Here is a 26,104-nt window from a genome sequence, read left to right as displayed (position 1 = left end):
TTTTTCAGAATGATAGCGCAAAGTTTGTATGACAAGACCTATGATTTGGAGTACCGTGTGCAAACTTATGAACCTTATCGTGAAATTAACGATTTGGCGGCAGAACTGAAAACTAGTGGGTATAATCCGTTTGAGAACCCCACAGGTATTTATTTTAAGGATGGCGAGGAGGCTATCGTAATTTTAGGCAATACCAATGGAGAACAAGTGAATTTGAAAGTGTACGATTTCGATGCAATAAGACAAGGACAACGTACACCGGATCCGACTTCATATCCTTTAAGTGAGGGTATTAACAAGTTGAGGATTGCACATGGAGGATTGAGTTATATTGAGTATTATACTCCGAATTGGAAAACTGCACCAGCTCTTAAATTGCATATCGCTTCCGGTAAAGTGAACGGATATTACGACAAACATCGGGATGTATCGGCCGACTGGCGTGAAATTTTGAATAAAGCTACTTATGGTTGCATAGATATCAAAGGCGATCGTGTTAATCTGGTGTTTGGGGTGAACAGTATAAAGACTTATTGTGACAATTTAGGAAAATTGATACAGAACTATGACGATATAGTGGAATTGGAACATGAACTCATGGGATTAGATAAATGGGGACATCGACCTAAAAACCATATGTTTGCTCGTGTAACCAAAGACGGATTGTTTGCTGATGGTTGGGGAGCCGGATGGTATGAAGGCTGTATGAACGAATTGGCCAGCACCACCAAATCTTTGCGTGAAGGAGTTTGGGCCATTGCGCATGAGTTCGGACATGTCAATCAAATCAGACCGGGGTTGAAATGGGTATCAACCACTGAAGTGACTAATAATGTATATTCTGTATGTGCACGATATAAATTCTATCGAGAGAATATGCCGTTGGAACGTGAAAGGTGTAACGATGGAAATGATAACAATGTCCTGGGAGGACGTTTTAATTCATATCTCAATTATGGCATCATCAAAGGGGAACAGTGGCTCTGTCAAAAGGGACAGGATAATATGGATCCTTCTAAGTATCCTTACGGAGGCGATCACTTTGTGAAATATTATCGTGAGATTGTGGGAGGAGAAAAACGCGATTGGTACGGTGATGTGGCTGAGATTGTACGCAATACGGATGAATCACAATTGACTAACGGGCAACTCCAGCTCAATTTCATGCGCAATACTATGGATGTTGTGAAAGAGGATTTGACCGACTTCTTTATCAAGGCAGGTATGCTGAAGCCTATTGATAAGGAATTGGACGACTATGCACGTGGACAAATGACTATTACCCAAGCAGATTGTGATGAGTTGGTGAAGTATGCTTCCAAGTATTCTAAACCGGCTACTCCCGTACTTTATTATTTATCAGCCAATAGTCAGAAGTCATTTAAGGACAAATTAGCAGTAGAAGGAACTTATAATGAAGGTGTCAAGGTAAGAAATAATGGTTGGATTGTCATCGATCACGATGTGTGGAAAAATGCCGTAGTCTTTGAAACCTATCAGGGAGATGAATTGAAATATGCTGCCATTGTGGGAACAGATTCTCCTGACCTGAGTGAAACAAAGGTTTGCTATCCCGAAGGTTCCACACGCATTGAGGCTGTTTCTTGGGATGGAACAAGAACTTTGGTCTATGGAAAAAAATGATATCGGATTCAATAAGATACAAAAAGATTATAACAGGACTACTCGATATCGTTTACCGAATCCGGATACATAGAAAGTAATCTCTACCGGAAACAGGGATAAGTAACTGATTGATTGGTTCTTCTTCAAATTTGAAGAAGAACCGATTGATTTCCAATTAAATTTGATATATCCTACTGACAGTCGTTGTACTTATATGTGGATTAAAGAAGGGAAAAGACTGAAACCGTTTATGGATAATATTAAGATTTCTAACTGGTAAAAAATAGCAATTGCAGAATTTATATTTAACTTGTTTTATTAAATGCTGGAAATGAACAATCGATACTTTACTAAAGTTTTATTATTTGGAATGATAATAATAACGACTTCCTTACAAGCTCAGGTGATTCCTCCTTATTTAAACACAGATTTGTCCATTGACGAACGTGTCAACGATTTGGTATCTCGTATGACCTTGGAAGAAAAGGTGTCTCAAATGACACATACTTCCAGAGGAATTAATCGTCTGGGAATTCCTGACTATAACTGGTGGAATGAATGTCTGCACGGTGTGGCACGCTCCACAGAAAAGGTGACTGTCTTCCCGCAACCTATCGGACTGGCAGCCTCATTCAACCCTGAAGAACTATTCAAATCCGCCGAAATGATTTCCGACGAAGGAAGAGCAGTATATAATGCCTCTGTAAAAAAAGGAAATACCCTTAATCGATACACGGGACTAACGTTTTGGACTCCTAATGTAAATATATTCCGTGATCCTCGTTGGGGACGCGGTCATGAAACATACGGTGAGGATCCATATCTTACATCCGAAATGGGAATATCAATGGTTAAAGGATTACAGGGCAATGATTCTACTTATTTAAAAGTATCCGCGTGTGCCAAACATTTTGCTGTCCACAGCGGCCCGGAACCGTTAAGGCATGAATTTAATGCAACTGCCAGCGACCATGATTTGCGTGACACCTATTTACCCGCTTTTTATAGATTGATAAAAGAAGCAGATGTTTCAGGCATAATGTGTGCCTATAACAGCTTCAACGGGCAGCCTTGTTGTGGGAGTAATCTGCTGCTGAGAAAAATTCTACTTCATGATTGGAAATTTGAGGGATATGTTACTTCAGATTGTTGGGCTATTACGGATTTTTTGTACGGGCATAAAACACATACGGATTCTATATCTGCTTCATCAGATGCGGTATTACATGGAACAGATCTGGAGTGCGGGGATACTTACCGTTCATTACCGGCGGCGGTTAATGCAGGGTTGATCACTGAAGAACAGATTGATATTTCTTTAAAGAAACTGTTGAAAATACGTTTCCGCTTAGGTATGTTTGACCCTTCATGCAAGGTGCCTTATTCAAATATACCTTATGAGGTGCTTGAATCCCGGGAACATCAGGAACAAGCACTTAAGATGGCTCGCCAATCAATGGTTCTGTTGAAAAATGAAAAGAAAGTACTTCCATTGTCGTCTAAAATAAAAAAGATTGCGCTCATTGGTCCTAATGCTGATAACCGGATAACACAACTTGGGAATTATAATGGTATTCCTAGTCGAAACATAACCCTTTTGGAGGCTTTACGTTCGGAAAAGGGTATTGAGGTTATATATGATTCGGTATCCGACTTTGTTAAATTGAATGAGGGAGTAGACTTGGAGCGATTAGCCGATAAATATAAAGATGTTGATTTAATAATTTATGTCGGTGGCATCTCTCCAATATTAGAAGGTGAAGAAGGAGATGCCGGAGGGCTTGAAGGATTTGTGGGAGGTGATAGGACTACAATCGCTTTACCGGCTATTCAAACAGAAGTAATGAAAAGATTGAATCTATTGGGTAAACCATTAATATTTATCTGTATGTCCGGTGGTGCTATGTCTTTCAATTGGGAAGCAGAAAATTTGCCGGTCATTATTCAAGCATGGTATGGTGGACAGTCTACCGGTACTGCTTTGGCAGATATATTGTTCGGCCGTTATAATCCTTCAGGAAAATTACCTGTCACTTTTTACCATTCTGATGCTGATCTTCCTCCTATAAAAGATTACTCCATGTCGAACAGAACATATCGTTATTTTGGCGGAGATGTGTTATATCCATTTGGATATGGCTTGAGTTATACATCTTTTAAATATAAGAAATTGGAATGTCCTTCAGAAGTACAAATCGGTGATACCTTAAATGTAAAGGTTGAAGTGAGCAATACAGGCAAATTTGCCGGTGAAGAGGTTGTACAGCTCTATTTATCGCATAAAGCAATTGCTCAGGAAGCTCCACTTTGTCAATTAGTCCGTTTTAAAAAGGTAAATCTTAACCCTGGAGAAAACAAAGTTGTAGAGTTCAAGCTTTCTGCAAGAGATTTAGCATATGTAGATGAGACTGGAGGTATTGGCACTGTGCCTGGAACGATAACTGTTTATGCTGGAAATGTTTGTCCAAGTGCTCCCAAAAGATTTACTTCTAAGATTTTATCTGAATCGATTGGGCTAAAGGGAATCCCTAAATATTTTTTATATTGATATCAACGTTTTATTAGACTTTATTTTAAATTGAAATTAGATATGTATGTGTATAATAATGTAAATTTATATATTCCTTGTTGCAATTTTATAATAAAAAGACTGCTTCATAACAGGCTTTATTTTTTATTATTGCTATTTGCGTTTAGCCTCGGGACTCCGGGGCTTGCGCAGAAGCGTTGTATCAGTCTGGATTGGAACTTTTGTCGTATTTCCGATGAAACGTCGAAAGCGGAAATCAAGAATCAGGGAAGTGACTGGAGTTCACAATACAATGTGCAGCACATGGATATGAACGGGAATAGCGAATTGGCTGTTCCGCAAAATACTTTGGGAGCGGAACTGCGGCAGTTGGAGAACAAACAATGGGAACAAATTACTCTTCCGCATACGCCATTTGTAGAACCATTGACTGTGCTGCATCAGTGGCAAGGTATCTGTTATTACAAAAAAAAGATTACCATTACGCCGGAGGAGGCGAAGAAGCATATTTGGATAGAGTTTGAAGGCGCGATGCACTTGGCCGACGTGTGGATTAACGGTAAGCATGTCATGCAACATGCCGGAGGATACACCCCATTTGTGGTAGACGCAACCGGATTGTTGAAAACGGGTAAAGAAAATGAATTATTAGTCCGTTTGGACAACCGTAACAATTCGTTGATTCCTCCCGGAAAACCGTTGGAAACACTTGATTTTTGTTATTATGGGGGAATTTATCGGAATGTACACTTGATAGCGAAAGCTGATGTACATATTACTCATCCCATTCTTGACGGACATCCGGCAGGAGCAGGTATATTTATTACCTATCCGAAGGTGTCGCAGGAGTTATCGGTAGTGGATGCGAAAACTGAAATAAAGAATACTTCTGATAAGGAAAAAGTGGTGGAACTTAGACACACGCTTTATACTTGGAAAAAGCAGAAAGGAAAGGATAAAAAAGTACAGAACATTTCAGAAACACTCACATTGCACCCTGGCGTAACAATAGAAAACAACCAGCGCATGGAGGTGAAACATCCGGCTCTGTGGAGTCCGGATGAACCGAATTTGTATGTGTTGTCGACAGAAGTCGTAGAAAATGGGAAAGTGGTAGATAAGGAAGAAACTCGTATAGGAATACGTCATATAGAAATGAGTATTGAAAAAGGGTTTGTCATCAACGGAAAACCGCTTAGGTTGGTAGGTAGTAACCGACACATGGAATATCCGTATGTAGGTAATGCTATTTCCGATCAGGCACAATATCGTGATATGTATCAAATTCGTTCAAACGGATTCAACATTGTTCGTTTGGGACATTATCCGCAAGCTACTGCTGCATTGGATGCTTGCGATGAGTTGGGACTTCTTGCCATAGAACCGATACCCGGATGGCAGTTTTTCAATAAAAATCCGTTGTTCATATCGCTCACGCACCGGGATGTGCGTGACATGATTCGTCGTGATCGTAATCATCCATCCATTGTGATGTGGGAAACAACGCTTAATGAGTCATGGCCTCCGGCCGAGTGGAAAGACGGAGTAGTCAAGATTGCCCATGAGGAACTGCCGGGAGATCAATGTTTCACATCAGGCGATTCGTATGGTTATAAAGGATTTGATGTCTGTTACAATGACTGGGAAGAAGGCTTCAAACGTCCCAATAATAGTGGTAAACCGGGATTTATACGCGAATATTATGATTATGAGTTTGGCGGGCATTACAGCACAACACGTATCAGACGGGGAGACGGAGAAAAGGCTCAACTTCAGAACGCATGGAATGCGCAATGGTCGCACAACCGATACCGTATTTATTATCCAAAGACAATGGGGGATGCGGTATGGAGTATGTATGATTACAATCGGGGATGTTGCGATAATATTTGTTATAGTGGTGTGGCCGACATCTTTAGATTACCTAAATTCAGTCTTTCTTTTTTCAGAACACAGATTGCGGAAGGTAGCATGCTACCTTCGGGAAAGATGCCTTATGAGGTATTTATTCCGGCGTATAGGGACGAAATTTTATCTGATACAGTAATGGTGTACGGTAATGTGGATGAGGTAGAACTGGTTTTAAATGGCAAAACTATCAGACGGCAAACAGCTGACAAAGGCCCGGATAGTGACTATATTCCCGTACCGAATGGAGGCAATGGCAAGAATCTTCATTTCCCACCGTTCACGTTTTATGGAGTACCTAAGGAGAGAGGGGTATTGAAAGCTGTCGGTTATCATCAAGGGAAAAAAGTGGCAGAATATACGGTGAAGACTCCCGGAGTCCCGGAACGTCTGGATATTACTTATTTTGAGAGTGGCAAACCGGCTACAAAGAATGACTTGCTGATTGTATATGTCAGAATGCTGGACAAACAAGGAGTACTTTGTCCTGTTAACGGAATTCCTGTAGAATTGTCGGTACAAGGAGGAGAAATCGTAGGTCCTACTTCGTATCCACTGGAAGCAGGAGTCGCTTCATTTTTGGTGAGAACCGGTGAGATTTCGAAAATCAATATAAATGCTACGGGTAAAGGTTTTTCTACCCGTAAAAGTTTAAAGGTAGGGAAGGAATAAGTATGAGTTTAATGAAGGTTATTGCTACTTATGCAATGCTATATATGTGTGTCTTTGCACAAGCCAAAGAGGTGAAGTCTTTACAATCACCTCGGCAGTGGCATGTTTCTATTAGTGGAAATGATAGTGCCGATGGCTCTGCGACAGCTCCATTGCGTCATATTCAGACTGCGGCCGAACGGGCATACCCGGGAGATGTTGTCATCGTACACGAAGGTGTTTACAGGGAGAGAGTTGCTCCACCGCGGGGAGGAGAATCTAAAGAGCGACCGATAACCTATCAAGCGGCTGAAGGAGAAAAAGTGGAAATCAAAGGTTCCGAAGTCATTAAAAATTGGAGACGGCTGAACAATGAGACATGGGAAACGGTGATCCCTAATAGTTTGTTCGGCGACTTCAATCCGTACAATGATACGATACATGGTGATTGGTTGGCAAGAGGACAATGGTCGCATACCGGAGAAGTATATTTGAATGACCGTGCCCTTGCGGAAACGGAACGGTTGGAAGATGTGCTTCTGAATAAAGGTAATCGTCAGTTGTGGTATAGTAAAGTAGGAAATGACAGTACATGGATATGGGCCAATTTTCCGGGATGCGATCCGAACCGTGAACTGGTGGAGATTAATGTACGCCGGACGGTATTCTATCCGGAGAAACCGTTTGTCAACTACATTACAGTAAGAGGTTTTCACGTCAGTCAAGCTGCTACGCCATGGGCACCGCCCACTGCTGAACAAATAGGGGCTATCGGTACACATTGGAGTAAAGGATGGACTATAGAGGACAATGTGGTTACTCATTCAAAATGTGTGGGCATTACTTTAGGTAAATACGGAGATGAATGGGATAATAAGGCAGAAAGCGTAGAAGGATATGTCGGCACTGTCAAAAGGGCATTGGACAACCAATGGAACAGGGAGCATATCGGCAGTCATTCGGTACGCCACAATCGTGTTTCTTTCTGTGGACAAGCCGGTATCGCAGGTAGTTTGGGAGCAATCTTCAGTACCATTAGCGACAATGTGGTTCATGATATCGGAAGTTCTTCATTTTGGGGATACGAATTGGCCGGTATCAAACTGCATGCGGCTATAGACGCTGTGATAGAACACAATCACATTTATCGGACGGAGGGCGGCATTTGGCTGGACTGGATGACACAAGGTACAAGGGTGACACGTAATCTCCTTCACGACAACAGAGTACAGGATTTCTCCTTGGAAGTGAACCACGGTCCCATCATTGTGGATAATAATTTATTTTTGTCGCCCGAACTGGCGCAAGTCAAACTTTCACAAGGAGTTGCTTTTGTACACAATACAATTGCTTGGAAAATATGGCCTACAGGCGATGTGGATGAACGGCAAACTCCTTATATGTTTCCTCATGACACTCAAATTAAGGGATACCATGATTGTCCTTGCGGGAATGTGTGTTACTTCAATAATTTGCTCTTACGGGAAAATTTGAGTATGTACGAGAATAGCAAATTGCCGACAAAGATGGAAGGGAATGTAGTAGATACACTGGTGCAATATAGAGTAGAAGAAATGGCTGATGGTTGGTATCTGGAGTTCATCCCTACGAAATCATTGAGCAAGGAATGTACTAAAGCATTGGTCTGTTCGCAGCAATTGGGAGAAGCTGTTATTCCCCGACAGCGGATTGAGTTGCCGGATGGAAAGAAGGCTTTCGATAAAGACTATTTGGGGAGAAAGCGTAAAAAAAGAGGGAACTTACCCGGCGCTATTGAATTTAAAGGAGATTCCAGGGTGCGGGTTAAGGTATATGATACATGGAATTAATATCATCAGTAACTATGAAGAAGCATGTTTTAATCTGTGGATTAGGAATATTATTGGGATTTTTGCTAAATACAGGTGTCTTGGCTGCCGCTAATTCTTCTATCGGTCGTTGGACTATCTGGTCGAAGAACCCTGCATTGCAATGGGAGGACGCTTTCGTGACCGGCAATGGGAAGATTGGCAGTTTGATAGCGGGACGTCCGCAGGAAGAACGAATCACTTGTGTTCATGAAGAATTGTTTATCCGCGGATGGGACAGGCATAAAGTGACTGTTCCGCAAACTGCACAATTGATGCCATACGTTCGTCAACTAATGGAAAAAGGTAAATCGGATGAAGCGGCTTGGCTGTTGACGGATGAGGCAGAAAGACAATTGCGTGCAATGGGAGCTAATCAACGATGGCCGTTAATTCCGCATCCGGCTTTCGATCTTTGCATCCGTCAGTTGGACAAGTTGCCTCTTCCGGTAGCAGATTACCGGCGGCAATTGAACTTGGAGACGGGGGAAGCGACTGTTGTCTGGAAGCAAGGTGCAGGCAGTTTTACAGAATCGGTTTTTTCTTCAAGGAAAGACAATGTGAATGTCATTCGCCTGAAAGCAAACAACAAAGGGAAAATAAATGTGGAACTTAGTCTGGAGGAAACTCCCGGACGGGAAGGAGAACACTTTGAACACGATTTGGATCATGCCTTTTCTGAGGTAAATCGGGAAGCTTCCGGGCATTGGCTCACTTATCATGCCGCATACGACAAAGATCCCGGCGGATATGATGGAGTGGCGAAAGTTACTTTGAGAGGAGGAAACATACAGACGAAAGGTAAATCGTTGGTAGTCAGAAATGCAGAAGAAGTATTAATTATAGTGAGTATTGTCCCGCAGGAAGATGCCCGAAATGCTTCGTTGGATGCTGTCAAAGCCGGGCTGGATAAGTTGGCTACAAACTATGACAAGTTGTTGCGGCCTCATGCGCAAAAACACGGCGAACTATTTCACCGTATGCAGTTGGATTTAGGTTGTGGTGAACAATGGACAGTGACGCCTACTGAACAGATGTTGGCACAGATCAAAGAAACAGGGCCAACACCCTTGTTCCTTGAACAACTTCATGCCATGGGACGTTATCTGTTGATTTCTTCGTGTGGAAAATTCCCTCCTCCTTTACAGGGAATATGGAGTGGAGGATGGAAACCTGCATGGATTGGAGGCTTCGTCTGGGATTCCAATCTTAATCTGGCTATATCCGCCACAACGATGAGCAACCTGCCCGAATGTGCCGAAAGTTATAACCGACACATAGAAAGCCTGCTGCCGGGATGGCGACTGAACGCCCGCAATTATTTAGGTTGCCGCGGCTTTGTCGTTGCTCATTACAATGATCCTACCAATGGCTACCTGACACACTTCGGTAGTTCCTTTCCATGGATGTTTTGGGCAGGTGGGGCAGGATGGAATTTGCGTCCTTTGTATGAATATGCCATGTTGACCGGCAATGTGACATATCTGAAAGAGAAAGTCTATCCTTTATACAAGGAAATGGCTGATTTTTACGAAGACTATTTGGTGGAAGGTACTGACGGATTATATCATATCACAACCTCTATTTCTCCGGAAAACGCTCCGAAAGGTACGAATACATGGTTAAGTAAAGATGCTACTATGGATGTGGCGATAGCCCGTGAAGTGTTTACTTTCCTTTGTGACATGGGCCGACGTTTCCATGCTTCTTCTGCTGAGATGGAAAGATGGAATGCTATACTGCAGAAATTGCCGGCTTACCGCATTAACAATGACGGCGCTTTGGCTGAGTGGGTGGATCCGGCTTATCCCGATATCTATAATCACCGCCATAATTCCCACCTTTATCCTGTCTTCCCGGGGATTGACTTGGTTGGGTCGGATGCCGATCCTGCATTACAGAAGGCGGCAAAAGTGGCGTTGGACAAACGTTTCGGATTTGATACAAGTTCTGCTCACGGTTTGATTCATCTGGCGCTTCAGGCCGCCCGTTTGGGAGATGCGGATAAGGTGCGGCAAAACATAGAGCGTTTTAGTAAGCGGAACTATCTTTACGACGGATTAATCACTTCCCATGAGCCGGGACGTGCTATCTTCAATCTAGATGCGATATTGAGTTTTCCTCGTTTGTTGATGGAGATGTTGGTGTTTACAAAATCCGGATATATCGAATTCTTGCCCGCCTGGCCCGTTGGATTTCCCGATGGTTCGCTCAAAGGAATGCGTATTTATGGTGGGCACACACTGGACATCTGCTGGAAAGCAGGCAGACTTGAATCGTTTACCATTCACGCTGTTGCTGATGAGACTTTGGAATGGGCACACGATGGGATGAAAGAATGTCTGGAATTGAAAAAGGATAAGCCGTTTCAGTGGAGACGGCAGGCGGTCGGGGCTCAAATGCAGAGGATGGAGTCTATGTATGATGAACAAAAAGACGAAACGTTTTTCGCCGGAAAGCGAAACTTGCTGACTGCCAAATGGGAAGAACCTTTCTCTTACGAAAGTATACGGAACAAGCATGCACCTATGGGACCTTTTATGGGCAATGGAGATGTGGGATGTGTCAGCCATACAACTGCCAATAGCCAGACCATTCGTATATCGAAAGTCGATTTCGTGACGGATGGTTGGGAGGATTGGACGGGCAGGGGACCGGCGGCCCTTCCGATAGGAGGAATAAAAGTATCGGTTGATGCTCCTTCTGCCGAAGGGTTCCGTTACGAAATGGATATGTTGGGTAATGAATTGCGAATGACAAGCGGGACATTGCCGGCTGTGGAGATGACAAGCTGGATGGGCAGAGGCTCCAACGTGATAGTGACGGAACTTGTCACTGCTTCCGAACACCCTGTTACCATCACTGTAGATACTTATGCAGGCGGAACAACTTCAAATTATGAGGATAAGGCGATGGTGAAAGGTACTATTGCCCAAGCATATCGCCGGACGTTGACAGACAGTGTGCGTTGGATTTCGCAAGCAGGTGTCTCTACCCGTATTATCGGGGCAGTCTCGTCGGTGAAGCAGGATACAGAAAACAATGTAAAAAGTACTTTCACGTTGAATGCAGGTGAGAAGGTGTATGTAGTCACTTATGTATCGGGCGGAGGTACTGAAGATAACGCGCGTCTTGATGAAGCCTACGTCCGGTTAACCTCTTTGTCGGTAAAAGATCTCCGTCGGTTGAAACAGCAGAAAGATCTTTGGTGGACAGAGATGTGGCGACGTTCGTATGTGGAGACCGGCGATGACCTGATTGACAGGCAATATCTTGTCTCTGTCTATTTACAGGCTTCGGCTTATGACGAACACTCTCCTGCTTGCGGAGGAATGTATGGTGTATGGAATATGGATGACGAAATGAACTACCACGGAGATATTCATCTGAATTATAATAGCCAAGGTGGATTTTACAGTATGTTTTCATCTAACCGTCCCGAGCTTGCCATGCCCTACTACCGTTTTCTTGAAGGGATGATTCCGGAGGGTAGAAGGCGGGCAAAGGAAGAATTGGAATTGGTACACCCTTCGCTGAAAGGAAAATCGTGCAGGGGGCTTTTATTTCCTGTCAGTGCGTTGGGAATTGGTGGCTTTTATTGTACCTACTGGCAGCAAACAGTCAATGCTCCTTTCAATGTACCGTTGTTTAGCTGGTATTACGAATACACCGGTGATGAAACTTTTCTACGTGAAAGAGCCTATCCTTTTATCAGGGAGTGTGGGGATTTTTACGAAGATTACATTCAAAAAGAACGATACGGTAATTCCTACCGATATACGATTACCACCGGGGGACATGAAAACTCGTGGGACCTGAATCCGCCGTCGGATGTGGCTTTTGTGGAACAGACATTCCGGCTCCTGCTGCGTTATAGCCAAATCCTGAACATGGATGCGGGCAGACGAGACAAATGGCAGGATATTGTGGATCATCTTCCGGCCTACAAAGTGATTATGCCTACCCGGCAACCGAACCAGGGACTACCTGTTTATGCCAAGAATGAAGCCGGATGGGATGCGCCGAATCACATGATACAGTTACATGCCGCTTATCCATGTGAAGTCTTGAATCTGGCATCATCTCCTGAAGCTCTTCAGATTGCACGCAATACGGTCCACTATTATTTTGTGGCACAGGAGGGCTATAAACTCATGAACGAATTGGGCTTGAGTGCTTATGTGATGGGAGCCCGCGTAGCTTTCGACCCGGAAATACTTATCGACAAGATGAGGTATCAGGCTGAAACTGCGGGAAAGAACTTCTTGATTACGGATGGGCACCATTGTCTGGAGAAGAGTGCGATTATGGAGGCGGTACATTCCATGATGCTACAAACGGTAGATGATGTGCTTTACCTTTTTCCCGACTGGATGAAGAAACCGGCATCCTTTACACGTCTTCGGGCTAAAGGAGGTTTTCTTGTGTCGGCTTCGTATGATGGGGCTCAAGTGACCGAGTTGAAAATTCAGGCAGGCAAAGCACCTGTTTGCAAGATCCGGAATCCGTGGCCGGACCGGGAGATAGAAGTGACAGCTAATGGAAGAACAGTGCCTGTTACTATATATCGTGATTATTGTGCTTTTTCTGTCAGGGAGAATGAAGTCTATCATGTAGTATGCAAATAGTTCCTTCATCCTTATTGTTGCACTCTGGTAAACAGATCGGTGCACTCAGGTGGATAGCCCTATTCACTTCAGTGCACAAGCCTGTTCACTGGAGTGCAACGATAAAGGTTTCTTATTGAAAATCGACTGATTATGGTGGTATAATCTTTCATTGTCTGTTAGTTATGATGAGAATGAACGATAGTTTTGCTACAGTTCATTAAGCGTTGACGATTAAGTTATGAGAATAACATTTGCAATAGGTCATTTTAGCAAGTCGATGATATCAGTTTTTCAATCTCTTTTGCAGAGTCCACTATATACGCCGGATTAAACTTTTCCAATTCTGTTCGAGGTCGGAACCCCCATGTTACACCACAGGCTGTTACATTTGCATTAGCTGCCGTTTGCATATCGACTCCTGAATCCCCGACATAAAGAACATCTTCTTTTTCTACATCGGCTAATTTCAAAATATCAAAGACGACTGCCGGATCGGGTTTGACGTTCACTCCTTCCCGTTGGCCGAAAACGGCAGTGAAGCGGATCTCTGGGAAATAGTAGGCTATCAGTTTCTCGGTAGCTGCCTGATATTTGTTCGAAGCTACTGCAAGCTGTATACCTTCGGATTGCAAATAGGATAAAAGTTCTGAAATACCCGGATAAGGACGGCTGTCATCTGCATTGTGAACGTCATAGTAAGGAATGAACTCCTTTCTTACACGGAGTACATTTTCTTCTGTTTTTTCTCCTTCGGGCAGAGCACGCTCAAAAAGCTTGTTGATACCGTTTCCCACCATAAAGTTATACTTCTCAGTGTCATGGGTAGGATATCCTAATTTGTTTAATGCGTAATTGGTACTGTGGGCCAGATCGGCAATGGTGTTTAGCAATGTACCGTCCAAATCGAATATAACTAGTTTCTTCATTGAGCTTTCTGTTTTATAATTAATCTTGCTATCTTGGATCTTTTCGCTTACAAAGGTAGAAAAGAAAAGACGCTCCTGCAAGATTTTTATGATGCAGGAGCGTCTTTTTGTATTTGGTTACTCTTTTTTATTTCTTTGTAATCCGAAACCAATCCACATCTGCCCAACCGCCATCGTTAGTAACAATGGCAGGACGAGTACAGAACATACCAACCTTGGCACCGATCCATTGTCCTTCTCTTGCCCGGAAAGGAGCACCGAATGATTCAAACTTTTTCCCATCAAGGCTATAACTGAAATTACACATTGCAATGAGGTCGTGCCCGCCTTCACTGCTCTTGATTTTCTTTCCGTCACAACTGAAACGTACCTTCAGATAAACCGTATTTTGAGAAAGGGGAACGGAGGCTCTCACTTCTTCCGGTTTTCCTTTATCCGCTCTTAGGCATTCAACTTGCGACAGCACAAGACCTTTATCTGTATTTTCAAGAATCAGTCCGGCATAGTCCCTGCCCATAACGACAAGTCCGGTACGTTCACCCTTGTTTTTCAGGTTAGGGCTGAACGTCAGCTTCATCGTTGCGCTGAAATTATCGGAAGAGGTTTTCTGTAGCAAGAGGTTAGCTACATCCCACAGGTTTTTATACTCTTCTACCACCGGGTAAGAGTATAACCTGACATAACTTTTGTCTCCCGCATAATACGCCCATTTTTCGTTGATGTTAGCGTGCCATTGCCATTGTGGCGAAAGGGTATAACCGTCAAACTCATCACTTTCCTGTGGAGTACAAACGGGATATGTCTTTCCTACATTCGGTTTCCTGTAAGTCAAAACAGGCTCACCGCAACCGTCACCGTCTTTGTCTGTTCCGATGACAGGCCAGTCGTTTACCCATTTCATCGGTTGCAGATGCATGATACGGCTGTAAGCGCCTACATCCTGGAAATGAAGGAACCAGTCTTCTCCGGTAGGGGTATCTACCCAAGCTCCCTGATGAGGCCCGTTGACGGGAGAGTTGCCTTGTGCCAATACCGTTTTCCACTCGTAAGGACCGTAAATGTTTTTGGAACGTAACACGACCTGCCAGCCTGTCGGTACGCCGCCTGCCGGATGAAAGATATAGTAATAGTCATTTCTCTTATACATTTTGGGACCTTCGCAAGTCTGGTGTGCCTCGTGTCCGTCAAATATGATACGGGAAGGAGTGGTTGCTTTCGTTGCCTCTGCATTCAGTTCGCAGATTGTGATTACACTTTTCAGTCCGGCACGACTTCCTGCGTATGCATGTACCATATATACTTTTCCGTCCTCATCCCAAAACGGGCAAGTGTCGATAATCCCTTTTCCCGGCTTTACAAGAACAGGCTCACTCCACGGACCTTTCGGATCTTTTGCTTTCACCATGAAAGCCCCCTGGTCAGGGTCTCCCCAAAAGATATAAAATTCACCGTTGTGGTGACGAATGGCCGGTGCCCATACACGGTTACCGTGTTCCGGTCGTTCCGGAGTTTCAATAGGAGTAAGGGCATTGGGGACGGCAGCGCCGATAATTGTCCAGTTCACCAGATCCTTGGAATGCAGAATCTGCAATCCGGGCAGGCAGTTGAAACTGGATGAAGTCATATAGAAATCATCTCCTACACGGCAAGCGTCCGGATCGGAATAATCGGCATAGAGTACCGGATTTTTGTATTTGCCGTTTCCGAGATCGGAAACCCATACTTCGGATACATAGTTTTTCTGTGCTACTGCGGTGAAAACCGTAAGCAGGCAGAAAGCTAAAGTCTGTGTCAATCGTTTCATAATCCCTATTTAGTTATACAGATATCCTTAATTTTCACAGTGACGGGATGTGCCAGTTCTTCTTTCCATTGGCGGAGATAAGCAAACCACGCTTCCGGGGTTTTATATCCGAAAGTTTCTTTCATGGAAGTGAACGTGGTGTGATACCGGAAGTAGTTACTTCCCGGAGCAGTAATTGTATAAAGGAAGTTCGCTTTATCTTTCTCCTCCGATTTCACATAACGTTGAGGAATGCAGGTGCCGAGTCCTACTGTTTCTTTGGCATATTTCACTGTATCGTTTACGGGCCAGTCCGTACCCCAGCTTCCTACAAGACCTTGATGGTCGGAGAAAGATTTGGAATTACCTACAATATCCTGAACTCCTGTGCAGAATATCTCTTTTTTGAGCGGTTCGTCAAAGAAAGCCTCGATACGGAGATCTCGGTGTCCGGCATAGAGGGTATACCGTGTCGTCATATCCAGTTCCGAGCCTTGATATTGCCAGCCGGTCACTTCGATTTCTGCAATGACACGTACCGGTCCATAGGAGATGATACGTTCCGTGCGGGTCTCCACCGGAGTGACGTGTATTGCTTTCTGTCCATCCCAACCTTTCAAGGCACCCGGACCGCAGCTGTCAAATACCCGCAGCACATCATCCCCGAATCCTTTGGTTAGCTGTTCATCCGTAGGATAGAATTGAGATTCCTTGATTTCCAGTCCTTTGTTGAATTTGCCATATATATCCGGCGTCTGCTTTTCATTGAAATAAAGACGATAGCCTACTAACTCCGATTCCAACACCGGACCGTGAGGACGTACCATACTATATATATTGCTGGTACCGGGAACGGTAATAGCCTGTACCCGTTGATGTTTCCCTTTGCGGTGGTCTGTGATAAACATATCAGCATAAACCCGTTCAGGATAAGTCTTCGTGCTCTTTTCCGAAGAAAGAGTAATCCGGAATGTTTTTCTGCCCTGGGCAGGGAGTTCGGTAACGAATGCCAATTCATCCATTTTGCGGTCCCTGTTCAAGTCATCCAGTTGGGAAGGTATTTCATCGCTTCCTTCCATGACTACGGCAGACTTTACCTTGAACCCCATTTGAAGCTCGCGTAGGCTGATCACTACCGGTGCATCCGTTTGTGGTTGGTTCCAGTTATTATGTACCTCTATCGTAATCGTCTTTTCCTGTTTCTGAGCCAAGGTGGGTAGGATGACGCTCCCTAAAAGGAAAGCGATAATAAGAATATTCTTTTTCATGCTTCTAAAGCTGATATTATACGTTGTATTTCTTTGTCACAAAAGTAACGGAAAAAATAGCAGACCGTCTATCTTTTAAGGATAAAATAGTCTGCTATTTGAGCTTTTTACTCTATATAATGATATTGTGGTTTTCTTCTTTTTTTCTGGAATGCATCTTATTTGAGGCTCAGAATCTGTCCTTTTGCACCCAGTTCTTCATAAACTTTTCCGTCGACAGTCAGGTTTTTGGCATTCTTGACATTTAATATATTGTTACCCTTTGCCGATTCTACATAAACGTTTTCTAAAGTAACTCCGTCTACCTGGCTGATAACAACTCCATCCGTAGCTTCCGTCATAACAACGTTTGTAACCGTCACATTGCTGATTGGCATTTCCGGAAGACCGTTGAAGAACATCGCACGCCCCGAACCTCTGCAAACAATATTTGAAATATGAATATTACGGAATGCCGGAGTTTCTTCCGTTACCGGAGGAATGGCAGTCTTCATACGATTCAGCAAATCTTCTTCCGATTCTTCTCCTGCACCTTTTCCGCCGTAGAACAAATCGAACAATAGCGGCTCGTTCGGTATATTAATCATGTTGATATTATTAATGTAGATGTTTTCTACCACACCGCCACGTCCGCGAGTACTCTTGAATCGTAAACCTACATCCGTACCCATGAATGTGCAGTCTTCTACATAGATATTCTTCACACCTCCGGACATCTCGCTACCTACCACGAATCCTCCATGCCCGTGCAGTACTGTATTATTCTTCACAATCACATTCTGACAAGGTTCTCCGCGACGGCGACCATCTTCGTCTTTACCCGACTTGATACAAATCGCATCATCTCCCGCATCAAATACGCTGTTGATAATCAGCGCATTCTTGCAAGATTCCAAATCAATCGCGTCACCATTCTGTGAGTACCATGGATTGATAACCATAATATTATTAACCGTGAAATCTTCGCAGGACAACGGATGCAGACACCAGCTCGGAGAGTTCTTGAAAGTTACGCCTTCCAACAACACTTTCTTGCTTTTCACAATGCTGAGCAATACCGGACGCAACCACGGACGGATTTCAGCCCATTCTTCATCTGTATTAATTCCTTCGGGTACGTTGAAATCTTTGCAAGCCATAGCTCCTTTCAGCGAACCTGCGGTGGGATACCATATCTCCTGTTTCTCATCCAGGACACCGCCCGAATTGACCAGTTTCTTCCACTGTGAAGCAGTCAGTTTCTCTTTCTTCACCGGACGCCAGCAATCTCCGTTACCATCAAACGTGCCATAGCCGGTGATAGCGATATTCTCCGCATTCCGTGCCGAGATCGGTGACTGGCAACGACGGGTTTCCAACCCTTCAAAAGAAGTGTCGATGATAGGATATGCTTCGAAGTCGCCTGTGAAAAGTACCAATGCATTCTGTTCTGTATAAAGATTCACATTACTCAGCAACTCGATAGGACCGGTCAACCAGATACCTTCAGGGATAATCACTTTCCCCCCACCACGTTGGTTGACGTCTTTGATCGCATCATTGATCGCCTTTGTATTCAGGAATAATCCATCTCCTTTGGCTCCGAATTTTTCGATGTTTACCTCATAAGCAGGAAAAGCCGGTTGTTGCACTTCGGGCATTTCAAAAGGTAAATTCCGGTAAAGTGCGTCGCTTATTGCATTCTTGCTTACTGCATTCTCATTGGGTTGTTTACATCCCGAGATAAACGGCAAACAGCATACGGCTATCCAGAGGAGTCTTTTTGTCAATGTGTTCATTTAGTAATCTAATTCTATAGGGTTATACATCTATTGTTTTTCTTGGTATATTGTTGATATTAATAAGGATGATTTCATAATTCTTATGTCCCTCCGCAGGCGATCTTTCGCAGGCAGCCTGCCGGAGCGGAATAAGACGAATTCATGTTAACCTAATTCTAACCTTAAATAAATATTATGAAAAAACCTCTTAATTATCATTCGCAAAGATAGGTGGGAAACTTCAAGAGGATGTGGACTAATTGATAGATTACGTGTATTTTTTGTCATTTCTGTCTATTATTTGCACACATCTCGTGTTTTTATGCAGAAAGTTCCTATCTTTGCACAAAATTTAACGATTAAAAGATATGAGTTATAACTTGTTGAAAGGAAAAAGAGGTATTATCTTCGGTGCTCTGAACGATCAGTCTATTGCCTGGAAAGTGGCAGAGCGTGCCGTAGAAGAAGGTGCAACAATTACATTATCAAATACTCCAATGGCTATCCGTATGGGAGAAGTCAATGCTTTAGCAGAGAAACTGAATTGCCAGATTGTTCCGGCAGATGCAACGAGCGTAGAGGATTTGTCGAATGTGTTTAAGACCTCAATGGATATACTGGGCGGACAAATTGATTTTGTGCTCCACTCTATCGGTATGTCTCCCAACGTACGCAAGAAACGTACTTATGATGACCTTGACTATGGAATGTTGGATAAGACATTGGATATTTCAGCCGTTTCATTCCATAAAATGATTCAGTCGGCCAAGAAACTGAATGCGATTGCAGATTACGGTTCAATCGTTGCATTGAGCTATGTGGCTGCACAGCGTACTTTCTACGGCTACAACGACATGGCAGACGCAAAAGCATTGCTGGAATCTATTGCACGCAGCTTCGGCTATATCTACGGACGCGAGCATAGTGTGCGTGTGAATACAATTTCACAGTCGCCTACATTCACTACCGCCGGTTCGGGCGTGAAAGGTATGGATAAGTTGTTCGACTTCGCCAACCGTATGTCTCCGCTCGGAAATGCGACTGCCGATGAATGTGCAGATTATTGTATCGTGATGTTCTCCGATCTTACCCGTAAGGTGACTATGCAGAACCTTTTCCATGACGGTGGTTTCTCCAGCGTAGGTATGAGTCTTCGTGCAATGGCTACCTATGAGAAAGGGTTGGATGAATATATGGACGAAAATGGTAATATCATTTACGGATAAAAGATTATGAAACTACGGATTTCTCTTCTTGTTATATTAATAAGTATACTTTTCGCCTCCTGCGGGATAAGCACAGGAAAAGGTACGGAGCAGAAAGGAGAAGAGATTTCTGTTCTGAGATATGATAAGCTGTTGAACGAATATGTTCGTTCCAACAGCTTTTCTGCTATGCAGAAGCTGACAATGGATTACCGCCAGCCGACGAAAATTCTGATTGAAGATGTACTGGCTATCGGTACCGTGAAAGACGATACCATTTTTCAGCGTCTTCAAAAATTCTATTCGGACACTACGTTAGTCCGCTTAGTGAGTGACGTGGAAGCTAAGTTCCCCAATCTTGATGAAGTGGAGAAAGGACTGAATAAAGGATTCCGGAAACTGAAAAAAGAGGTCCCTGGTACGAAGGTGCCGTTTGTCTATTCGCAGATATCCGCATTCAACGAGTCTATTATTCTTGTAGACACGTTGCTCGGTATCAGCCTCGATAAATATATGGGGGAAGATTACCCGCTTTACAAACGCTTCTATTACGACTATCAATGCCGTTCAATGCGTCCCGAACGTATTGTGCCGGATTGTTTTGTATTCTATCTCCTCGACCGTTACGGAATGAGTTATCACGAGGGGACTTGCCTGATTGACCTGATGATGCATTCCGGGAAGATCAATTATGTAGTGCAGCATTTGTTGGGTTATGATAATATTGGTGATGCAATCGGTTATTCGGATGAGGAAAATGCCTGGTGCAAGAAAAACGAAAAGGCTATTTGGGAACATATTTGTTCCAACGATCATTTGCATGCGCGTGACCCGATGATCATCCGTTATTATATGAAACCTGCCCCTGCAGTTGAAATGCTGGGTGGACAAGCGCCTGCATCAGTGGGTATATGGATAGGCGCACAGATTGTTTCTTCCTATATGAAAAAGCATAAGGATATGAAGCTGAAAGATTTGTTGGAATTTACCGACTATCACGAGATGTTGAACCAGTCCGATTATCTGGCTTCCTGATAGCTTCATTGGCAATTTTAATTCTCAATTCTCAATTTTAAAAGTGGAAACTGCTCTCTATTTACTACCTGTGACTCTAGGTGATACACCTGTCGAAAAGGTTTTGCCTTCTTATAATAAGGAGATTATCTCCGGTATCCGGCATTTTATCGTTGAAGATATTCGTTCTGCCCGCCGTTTCTTGAAGAAAGTGGACCGGGGGATTGATATTGATGCGCTGACGTTCTACCCGTTGAACAAGCACACTTCACCTGAAGACATTTCCGGTTATCTGAAACCTTTGGTTGGCGGTGCTTCTATGGGAGTGATTTCCGAAGCCGGTTGTCCGGCTGTTGCCGATCCGGGGGCGGATGTGGTTGCTATCGCGCAGCGCAAGAAGTTAAAGGTTGTTCCTTTGGTAGGACCTTCTTCGATCATTCTTTCCGTAATGGCTTCCGGCTTTAACGGACAGAGTTTCGCTTTTCATGGTTATCTGCCGATTGAACCGGACGAGCGTGCCAAGAAATTAAAAACTTTGGAACAGCGGGCGTATTCCGAAAGCCAGACGCAGCTATTTATTGAGACGCCTTACCGCAATCATAAGATGATAGAAGATATTTTGCAGAATTGCCGCCCGCAGACCAAACTTTGTATTGCTGCCAATATTACTTGTGAAGGAGAGTATATACAAACGCGTACGGTGAAGGATTGGAAAGGACACGTGCCCGAACTGTCTAAGATTCCCTGTATTTTTCTCTTATACAAATAACTCCTTTTAAATGTTCGTATTCATCTTCGAAACAACTGCTGAAGAATCCTTTGCCTAAGTTTTCTTCAATCTGCTTGAAACTCCATAATTTGCTGTTCTTGAAGCGGGGAGTACAAAGGATTGCATCGTCTTTTATTTCAGCGATAAACAGATAGATCAGCCGGTTGGTCACTTCATTTTCAAAGTGATAAACAATATTGAACTCCGGCTTTATATTTTCTTTGGCATGTGGAAAAGCATTGGTTAATAAACGATTAACACCGTCGGACAAGGATTCGCCGAAACGCAGGTAACATTCCAGAGGAATATCTGTCTTATTCTTATCCAAAATAGCTGTCGAAGGCCGGTCGCAGAGAAATAACATCCCATGTGTGGAGATAGCAATTCTTATGACCGGATTGATATATGCATTCTTGTAATTGATCGCCTCTACTGCAGGAGTCTTTCCAATGACGTCTCCTTTGGTGTTGACGATAGGTACGTACTCAGTGTGAGACATCAAGTGATTGAAGAAGCGAATGGCAATCTGGTTAAATAGAATGCTCATGACAAAGACGATGGGTGGTAGCACTTTATAAAGAGTAAGTTTGCTGGTAGAACTTAACGGGTTCTGGCAGATTATCACGATACTGATGATAATAAAGTGAAGTATACCGAAAATCAGAGCAATTCGTGCAGAAACAACAGCAGCCTCCGCCCCTTGTGCATACAGGCGTTTGTTACAGGAACCTATCTGTTTCAAGAAATGGTTGATGAATCTTTTCTTGTGCATATAGAGTATTAGCATCGGTATGAGAATGCTCACTTCCAATGTGAGAGGAAGTGCACCTTCAGGAACATAATCGCCCGGAATAAGGGCTGCCAGGGAAAGAAGAATCAGTATTCCTGCCGATATATAAAGAATAAAGTTGGGTAGCAATATGCCTTTACGATGATAAGAAAGATATACACCTACGATACCTATGACTGTACCGATGTAAATAGCCGTGTCTTGCGTTATAAATTCGCACAATAAAATGGAAATAATAACGGGGATAAAACCCAGTGACATGTTAAATGCGGAAGAAAGTATTCCTTTATGATCCATCTCTTTATGTTTATTTGTCGGTTCTATCTATAAAACAAATAGTGCTTGTGTTTTGTTTGCTAACGGATATGTTTCTCAGCATGGTAGGAGGAACGGACAAGAGGAGCACTCTCCACGATATTGAATCCTTTTTCTAAGCCGATAATCTTGTATTTTGCAAATTGTTGCGGGGTCACATATTCGGCAACGGGATAATGCCGATGACTGGGTTGCAGATATTGTCCTATAGTGAGTATCTGGCAACCGACTGCCAGTAGATCATCCATAAGTGTTTCCACTTCTTCGGGAGTTTCTCCCAAACCAACCATAATGCCGCTTTTGGACTTTACTCCGTTTTTGGAAATGTGAGAGATAACTTGTAAACTGGTATCATAATTTGCTGCACTGCGTACCAGGGGACTGATACGCCGGACAGTTTCCATATTATGAGAAATAATATCGGGATGCGCTTCAATGACCTGATTTAGCAGTTCTGTCTTTCCTTGAAAATCAGGTATCAGTACTTCGATAGTCGTTTGAGGATTCAAACGCTTAATCTCCCGGATAGTACGTGCCCAATGCTCTGCTCCCAGGTCGGGGAGATCGTCACGGTCCACCGAGGTGATTACGGCATGATCCAGTTTCATCAATGCGATAGACTCCGCCACATGAACAGGTTCATTTACATCCAATGGGTGCGGACGTCCGGTTTGGGTGTTGCAAAACTTGCAACTACGGGTACAGATATCTCCGCCAATCATAAATGTGGCAGTTCCCTTTCCCCAGCATTCCCCCATATTGGGGCAACGCCCACTGCTGCATATCGTATGCAGGCAGTGGGAGTCGACAATCCGTTTGGTTTCGGTGTATCGTTCGTTGGCACCGATATTGATTTTCAGCCATTCAGGCTTACGTACTCTGTCAGCCATTATAAATTATTCAAGAAGAAGTTGGTCAACCGTGTGTACAGATGATTGCGGGTGTTGCCACCGTATATGCCGTGATTACGGTTAGTATATACCTGCATATCAAATTGCTTGCCGAGTTGTACTAAATGTTCGGCATATTCCGTGCAATTCTGGAAGTGTACATTATCATCCGCCATGCCGTGTACCAGCAACAGATTTCCGTGCAACTTGTCAGCACGGGTGAAAGCAGACGATTCCTTGTATCCTTCCGCATTTTCTTTTGGTGTACGCATGAAGCGTTCCGTATAAATCGTGTCGTAGAAACGCCAGTCGGTTGGTGCGGCAACAGCTACGCCTGCCTTGAATACGGGGGTACCCTCACTCATGCTCATCAAAGTCATGTATCCACCGTAGCTCCATCCCCAAATACCGATGCGATCTTTATCTACATACGCTTGTTTGCCTAGGTAAAGTGCGGTTTCCACCTGGTCTCTGGCTTCCTTTACACCGATTTTCAGGTAAGTACATTTCTCGAAAGCTTCTCCACGTCCTCCGGTTCCACGTCCGTCCACACAGACAACGAGGTAGCCGAGGCTTGCCATATACGTTTCCCAACTGATTCCCCATGTATCCAGTACCTGTTGTGAGCCGGGGCCGCTGTATTGGAACATCAGTACCGGATATTTTTTCGAAGCGGAAAAATTGACAGGTTTCATCATCCAACCGTTCAATGTCACTCCATCTGTAGTCTGAAAAGTGAAAAATTCTTTCTTGGGAACTGCGTATCCTGCCAGTTTTTGTTTCAACTGGTCATTTGTAACCAGCGTCTTTAATGTTTTACCGGTATTATCGTTCAGCGTAATTTGCATTGGAGTATCCAAACTGGAATATTTATTCATATAATATTTCATCGATTTGCTGAAAAGCGGTGTGTTTGTTCCTGTCTGTTGAGACAATTTGGTCTTTTTTCCTTTCTTATCTGTCTTGTAGACCGCCTTGCGCAGAGGACTTTCCTCATTACTGGTGTAATAGAACGAACCATCCTCCTCATCATAACCCAAAAAGTCTTTTACCTCAAACTTGCCGTTAGTCACTTTCTTAATGAGATTACCTCCCATGCTATACCAATAGAGATGACTGTAACCGTCACGTTCGCTAAGCATACTGAAATAATCGGGATAGAAGTGAATATTGTCGAATATATTTTCCTTTATATAATAAGGTGATTCGTCACGCAATACTAATTTGCAAAGGGTGGAACGAGGATCGGCAAAGTAAAGGTCGAAACGGTCCTGATGGCGGTTCAGTGTCATGATTGCCAATTTGGAGGCATCTTTTGTGAAACGGATGCGGGGGATATACCCATCTGTATCCAACGGGAGCTTCATTGTACGTGTCACGTGTGATTTGATATCGTAGGTACGTACTTCAACTTTGGAATTCGGATATCCTGCTTTCGGGTATTTATAGGTATATTCGCCCGGATAATCTTTCAAGGCATTGATGTAGGGCGCTTGTCCTGCAAATATCGGGAAAGAGTAGGAGGGAACTTCAGACTCATCGAAACGGATAAAAGCAATCATGGTATTGTCCGCACTGAATTCCAATGCGCGGTTAAACCCGAACTCTTCTTCATATACCCAGTCAGGAATACCGTTGATGATAGAATTTTGCTTACCGTCTTCAGTCACTTTGCTTTCGCTGTTGCCGTAGAGCAGTTTTACGAGGAATATGTTGTTGTCACGTACGAAAGCGATCATTGTTCCGTCCGGAGAAAAGACGGGGACCTGTTGAGGTCCGCCGTCGGACAGCCGTTCAATAATGTTGTTTGTCGTAACTCCCTTATCATTTCGTTTCAAAGGGTAGATATAATGTACAGCTGTATAAGAATGCCGGTAAATCGGAGTCGTTTTCGTAGCAATAAGCAATTTCTGACCGTCGGGTGAGAACTGGTAACTGTCGAAGTGTTTGAAATCACATTCGCGTGCAGTATTCACATCGAATACCACTTCCACTTTTTCACCTGTCTTGAAGGAATATTTAATAATTTGTGTGCCTTCGCCGTTCATCTGTGTGTAGTATTCACCGTCGGGCGTGGGGATTACTCCCTGAATGTTTTCCGGGCGGAAACGTCCGGAGGTGATATCTTTTAAATCAAGAGCCTTTTGTCCTTGTGCCATTCCGGTAAGGCAGAGAAGGCAGAAGAGTAGAGCTAAACTTACTTTTCTCATTT

General features: G+C 43.6%; 15 protein-coding genes. 8 read left to right on the top strand and 7 right to left on the bottom strand.

Features of this window, described 5'->3' with window-relative positions; translation table 11 throughout:
- The 5 genes from BHV72_RS10100 to BHV72_RS10080 all read left to right on the top strand — a co-directional run.
- Positions 1 to 1,644, top strand: a 1,644-nt coding sequence (locus BHV72_RS10100) for a M60 family metallopeptidase (protein WP_286855704.1), incomplete at its 5' end; no start/stop codon positions are given.
- Between the two features lie 304 nt (positions 1,645 to 1,948).
- A complete protein-coding gene (locus tag BHV72_RS10095) occupies positions 1,949 to 4,174 on the top strand; it encodes a glycoside hydrolase family 3 C-terminal domain-containing protein (RefSeq protein WP_286855703.1) in 2,226 nt (741 codons plus the stop codon).
- A 132-nt stretch (positions 4,175 to 4,306) separates the two neighbouring features.
- Positions 4,307 to 6,736, top strand: a complete 2,430-nt coding sequence (locus BHV72_RS10090) for a glycoside hydrolase family 2 TIM barrel-domain containing protein (RefSeq protein ID WP_286855701.1) — start codon at positions 4,307 to 4,309, stop codon at positions 6,734 to 6,736.
- A gap of 2 nt (positions 6,737 to 6,738) precedes the next feature.
- A complete protein-coding gene (locus tag BHV72_RS10085) occupies positions 6,739 to 8,544 on the top strand; it encodes a right-handed parallel beta-helix repeat-containing protein (RefSeq protein WP_502691102.1) in 1,806 nt (601 codons plus the stop codon).
- Between the two features lie 14 nt (positions 8,545 to 8,558).
- Positions 8,559 to 13,190, top strand: coding sequence for a glycosyl hydrolase family 95 catalytic domain-containing protein (locus BHV72_RS10080; protein WP_286855699.1), 4,632 nt, complete (start codon positions 8,559 to 8,561; stop codon positions 13,188 to 13,190).
- A 248-nt stretch (positions 13,191 to 13,438) separates the two neighbouring features.
- Here the strand turns inward: BHV72_RS10080 and BHV72_RS10075 are convergent, their stop codons facing one another.
- From BHV72_RS10075 to BHV72_RS10060, 4 genes are all read right to left on the bottom strand, one after another.
- Positions 13,439 to 14,098: an HAD family hydrolase gene (locus tag BHV72_RS10075; RefSeq protein WP_122336530.1), complete on the bottom strand. Its 660-nt coding sequence runs from the start codon at positions 14,096 to 14,098 to the stop codon at positions 13,439 to 13,441.
- A gap of 127 nt (positions 14,099 to 14,225) precedes the next feature.
- On the bottom strand, positions 14,226 to 15,902 hold the full coding sequence (locus tag BHV72_RS10070) for a glycoside hydrolase family 43 protein (protein WP_286855696.1): 1,677 nt from the start codon (positions 15,900 to 15,902) through the stop codon (positions 14,226 to 14,228).
- 5 nt (positions 15,903 to 15,907) lie between these two features.
- Entirely contained in the window at positions 15,908 to 17,149 is a 1,242-nt protein-coding gene (locus BHV72_RS10065; RefSeq protein ID WP_055172131.1) for a DUF4861 domain-containing protein, read from the bottom strand.
- Positions 17,150 to 17,307: 158 nt separating this feature from the next.
- Complete coding sequence (locus tag BHV72_RS10060) at positions 17,308 to 18,927, bottom strand: glycoside hydrolase family 28 protein (protein WP_122336527.1); 1,620 nt, start codon at positions 18,925 to 18,927, stop codon at positions 17,308 to 17,310.
- 350 nt (positions 18,928 to 19,277) lie between these two features.
- Here BHV72_RS10060 and BHV72_RS10055 point away from each other — a divergent pair, with 350 nt between their 5' ends.
- From BHV72_RS10055 to BHV72_RS10045, 3 genes are read left to right on the top strand one after another with little or no spacing between them, the layout of a single operon-like run.
- The gene (locus tag BHV72_RS10055; RefSeq protein ID WP_005677274.1) at positions 19,278 to 20,135 is read left to right on the top strand and encodes an enoyl-ACP reductase FabI; all 858 of its coding nucleotides are present in this window, start codon (positions 19,278 to 19,280) and stop codon (positions 20,133 to 20,135) included.
- Positions 20,136 to 20,141: 6 nt separating this feature from the next.
- Positions 20,142 to 21,149 carry a gliding motility protein GldB-related protein gene (locus BHV72_RS10050; RefSeq protein WP_286855693.1) on the top strand — a complete coding sequence of 336 codons (1,008 nt, stop codon included), beginning with the start codon at positions 20,142 to 20,144 and terminating at the stop codon, positions 21,147 to 21,149.
- 43 nt (positions 21,150 to 21,192) lie between these two features.
- The gene (locus BHV72_RS10045; protein WP_122336526.1) at positions 21,193 to 21,897 is read left to right on the top strand and encodes an SAM-dependent methyltransferase; all 705 of its coding nucleotides are present in this window, start codon (positions 21,193 to 21,195) and stop codon (positions 21,895 to 21,897) included.
- Here the strand turns inward: BHV72_RS10045 and BHV72_RS10040 are convergent.
- Genes BHV72_RS10040 through BHV72_RS10030 form a run of 3 tightly spaced genes read right to left on the bottom strand, consistent with a single transcriptional unit; the run spans position 21,863 to position 26,102 of the window.
- Positions 21,863 to 22,984, bottom strand: coding sequence for a hypothetical protein (locus BHV72_RS10040; RefSeq protein ID WP_022041770.1), 1,122 nt, complete (start codon positions 22,982 to 22,984; stop codon positions 21,863 to 21,865). The genes BHV72_RS10045 and BHV72_RS10040 overlap by 35 nt on opposite strands.
- Positions 22,985 to 23,043: 59 nt before the next feature.
- A complete protein-coding gene (gene lipA / locus BHV72_RS10035) occupies positions 23,044 to 23,892 on the bottom strand; it encodes a lipoyl synthase (protein ID WP_022041771.1) in 849 nt (282 codons plus the stop codon).
- Positions 23,892 to 26,102, bottom strand: a complete 2,211-nt coding sequence (locus BHV72_RS10030; protein WP_005679943.1) for a S9 family peptidase — start codon at positions 26,100 to 26,102, stop codon at positions 23,892 to 23,894. The genes lipA and BHV72_RS10030 overlap by 1 nt, the downstream gene beginning before the upstream one ends.
- Positions 26,103 to 26,104: the final 2 nt, after the last annotated feature.

Source organism: Bacteroides sp. 43_46 (assembly GCF_001915455.1).
Lineage (GTDB): Bacteria > Bacteroidota > Bacteroidia > Bacteroidales > Bacteroidaceae > Bacteroides > Bacteroides caccae.
The sequence above is the reverse complement of the archived record's forward strand: the minus strand, read 5'-3'. Positions and strand labels throughout refer to the sequence as shown.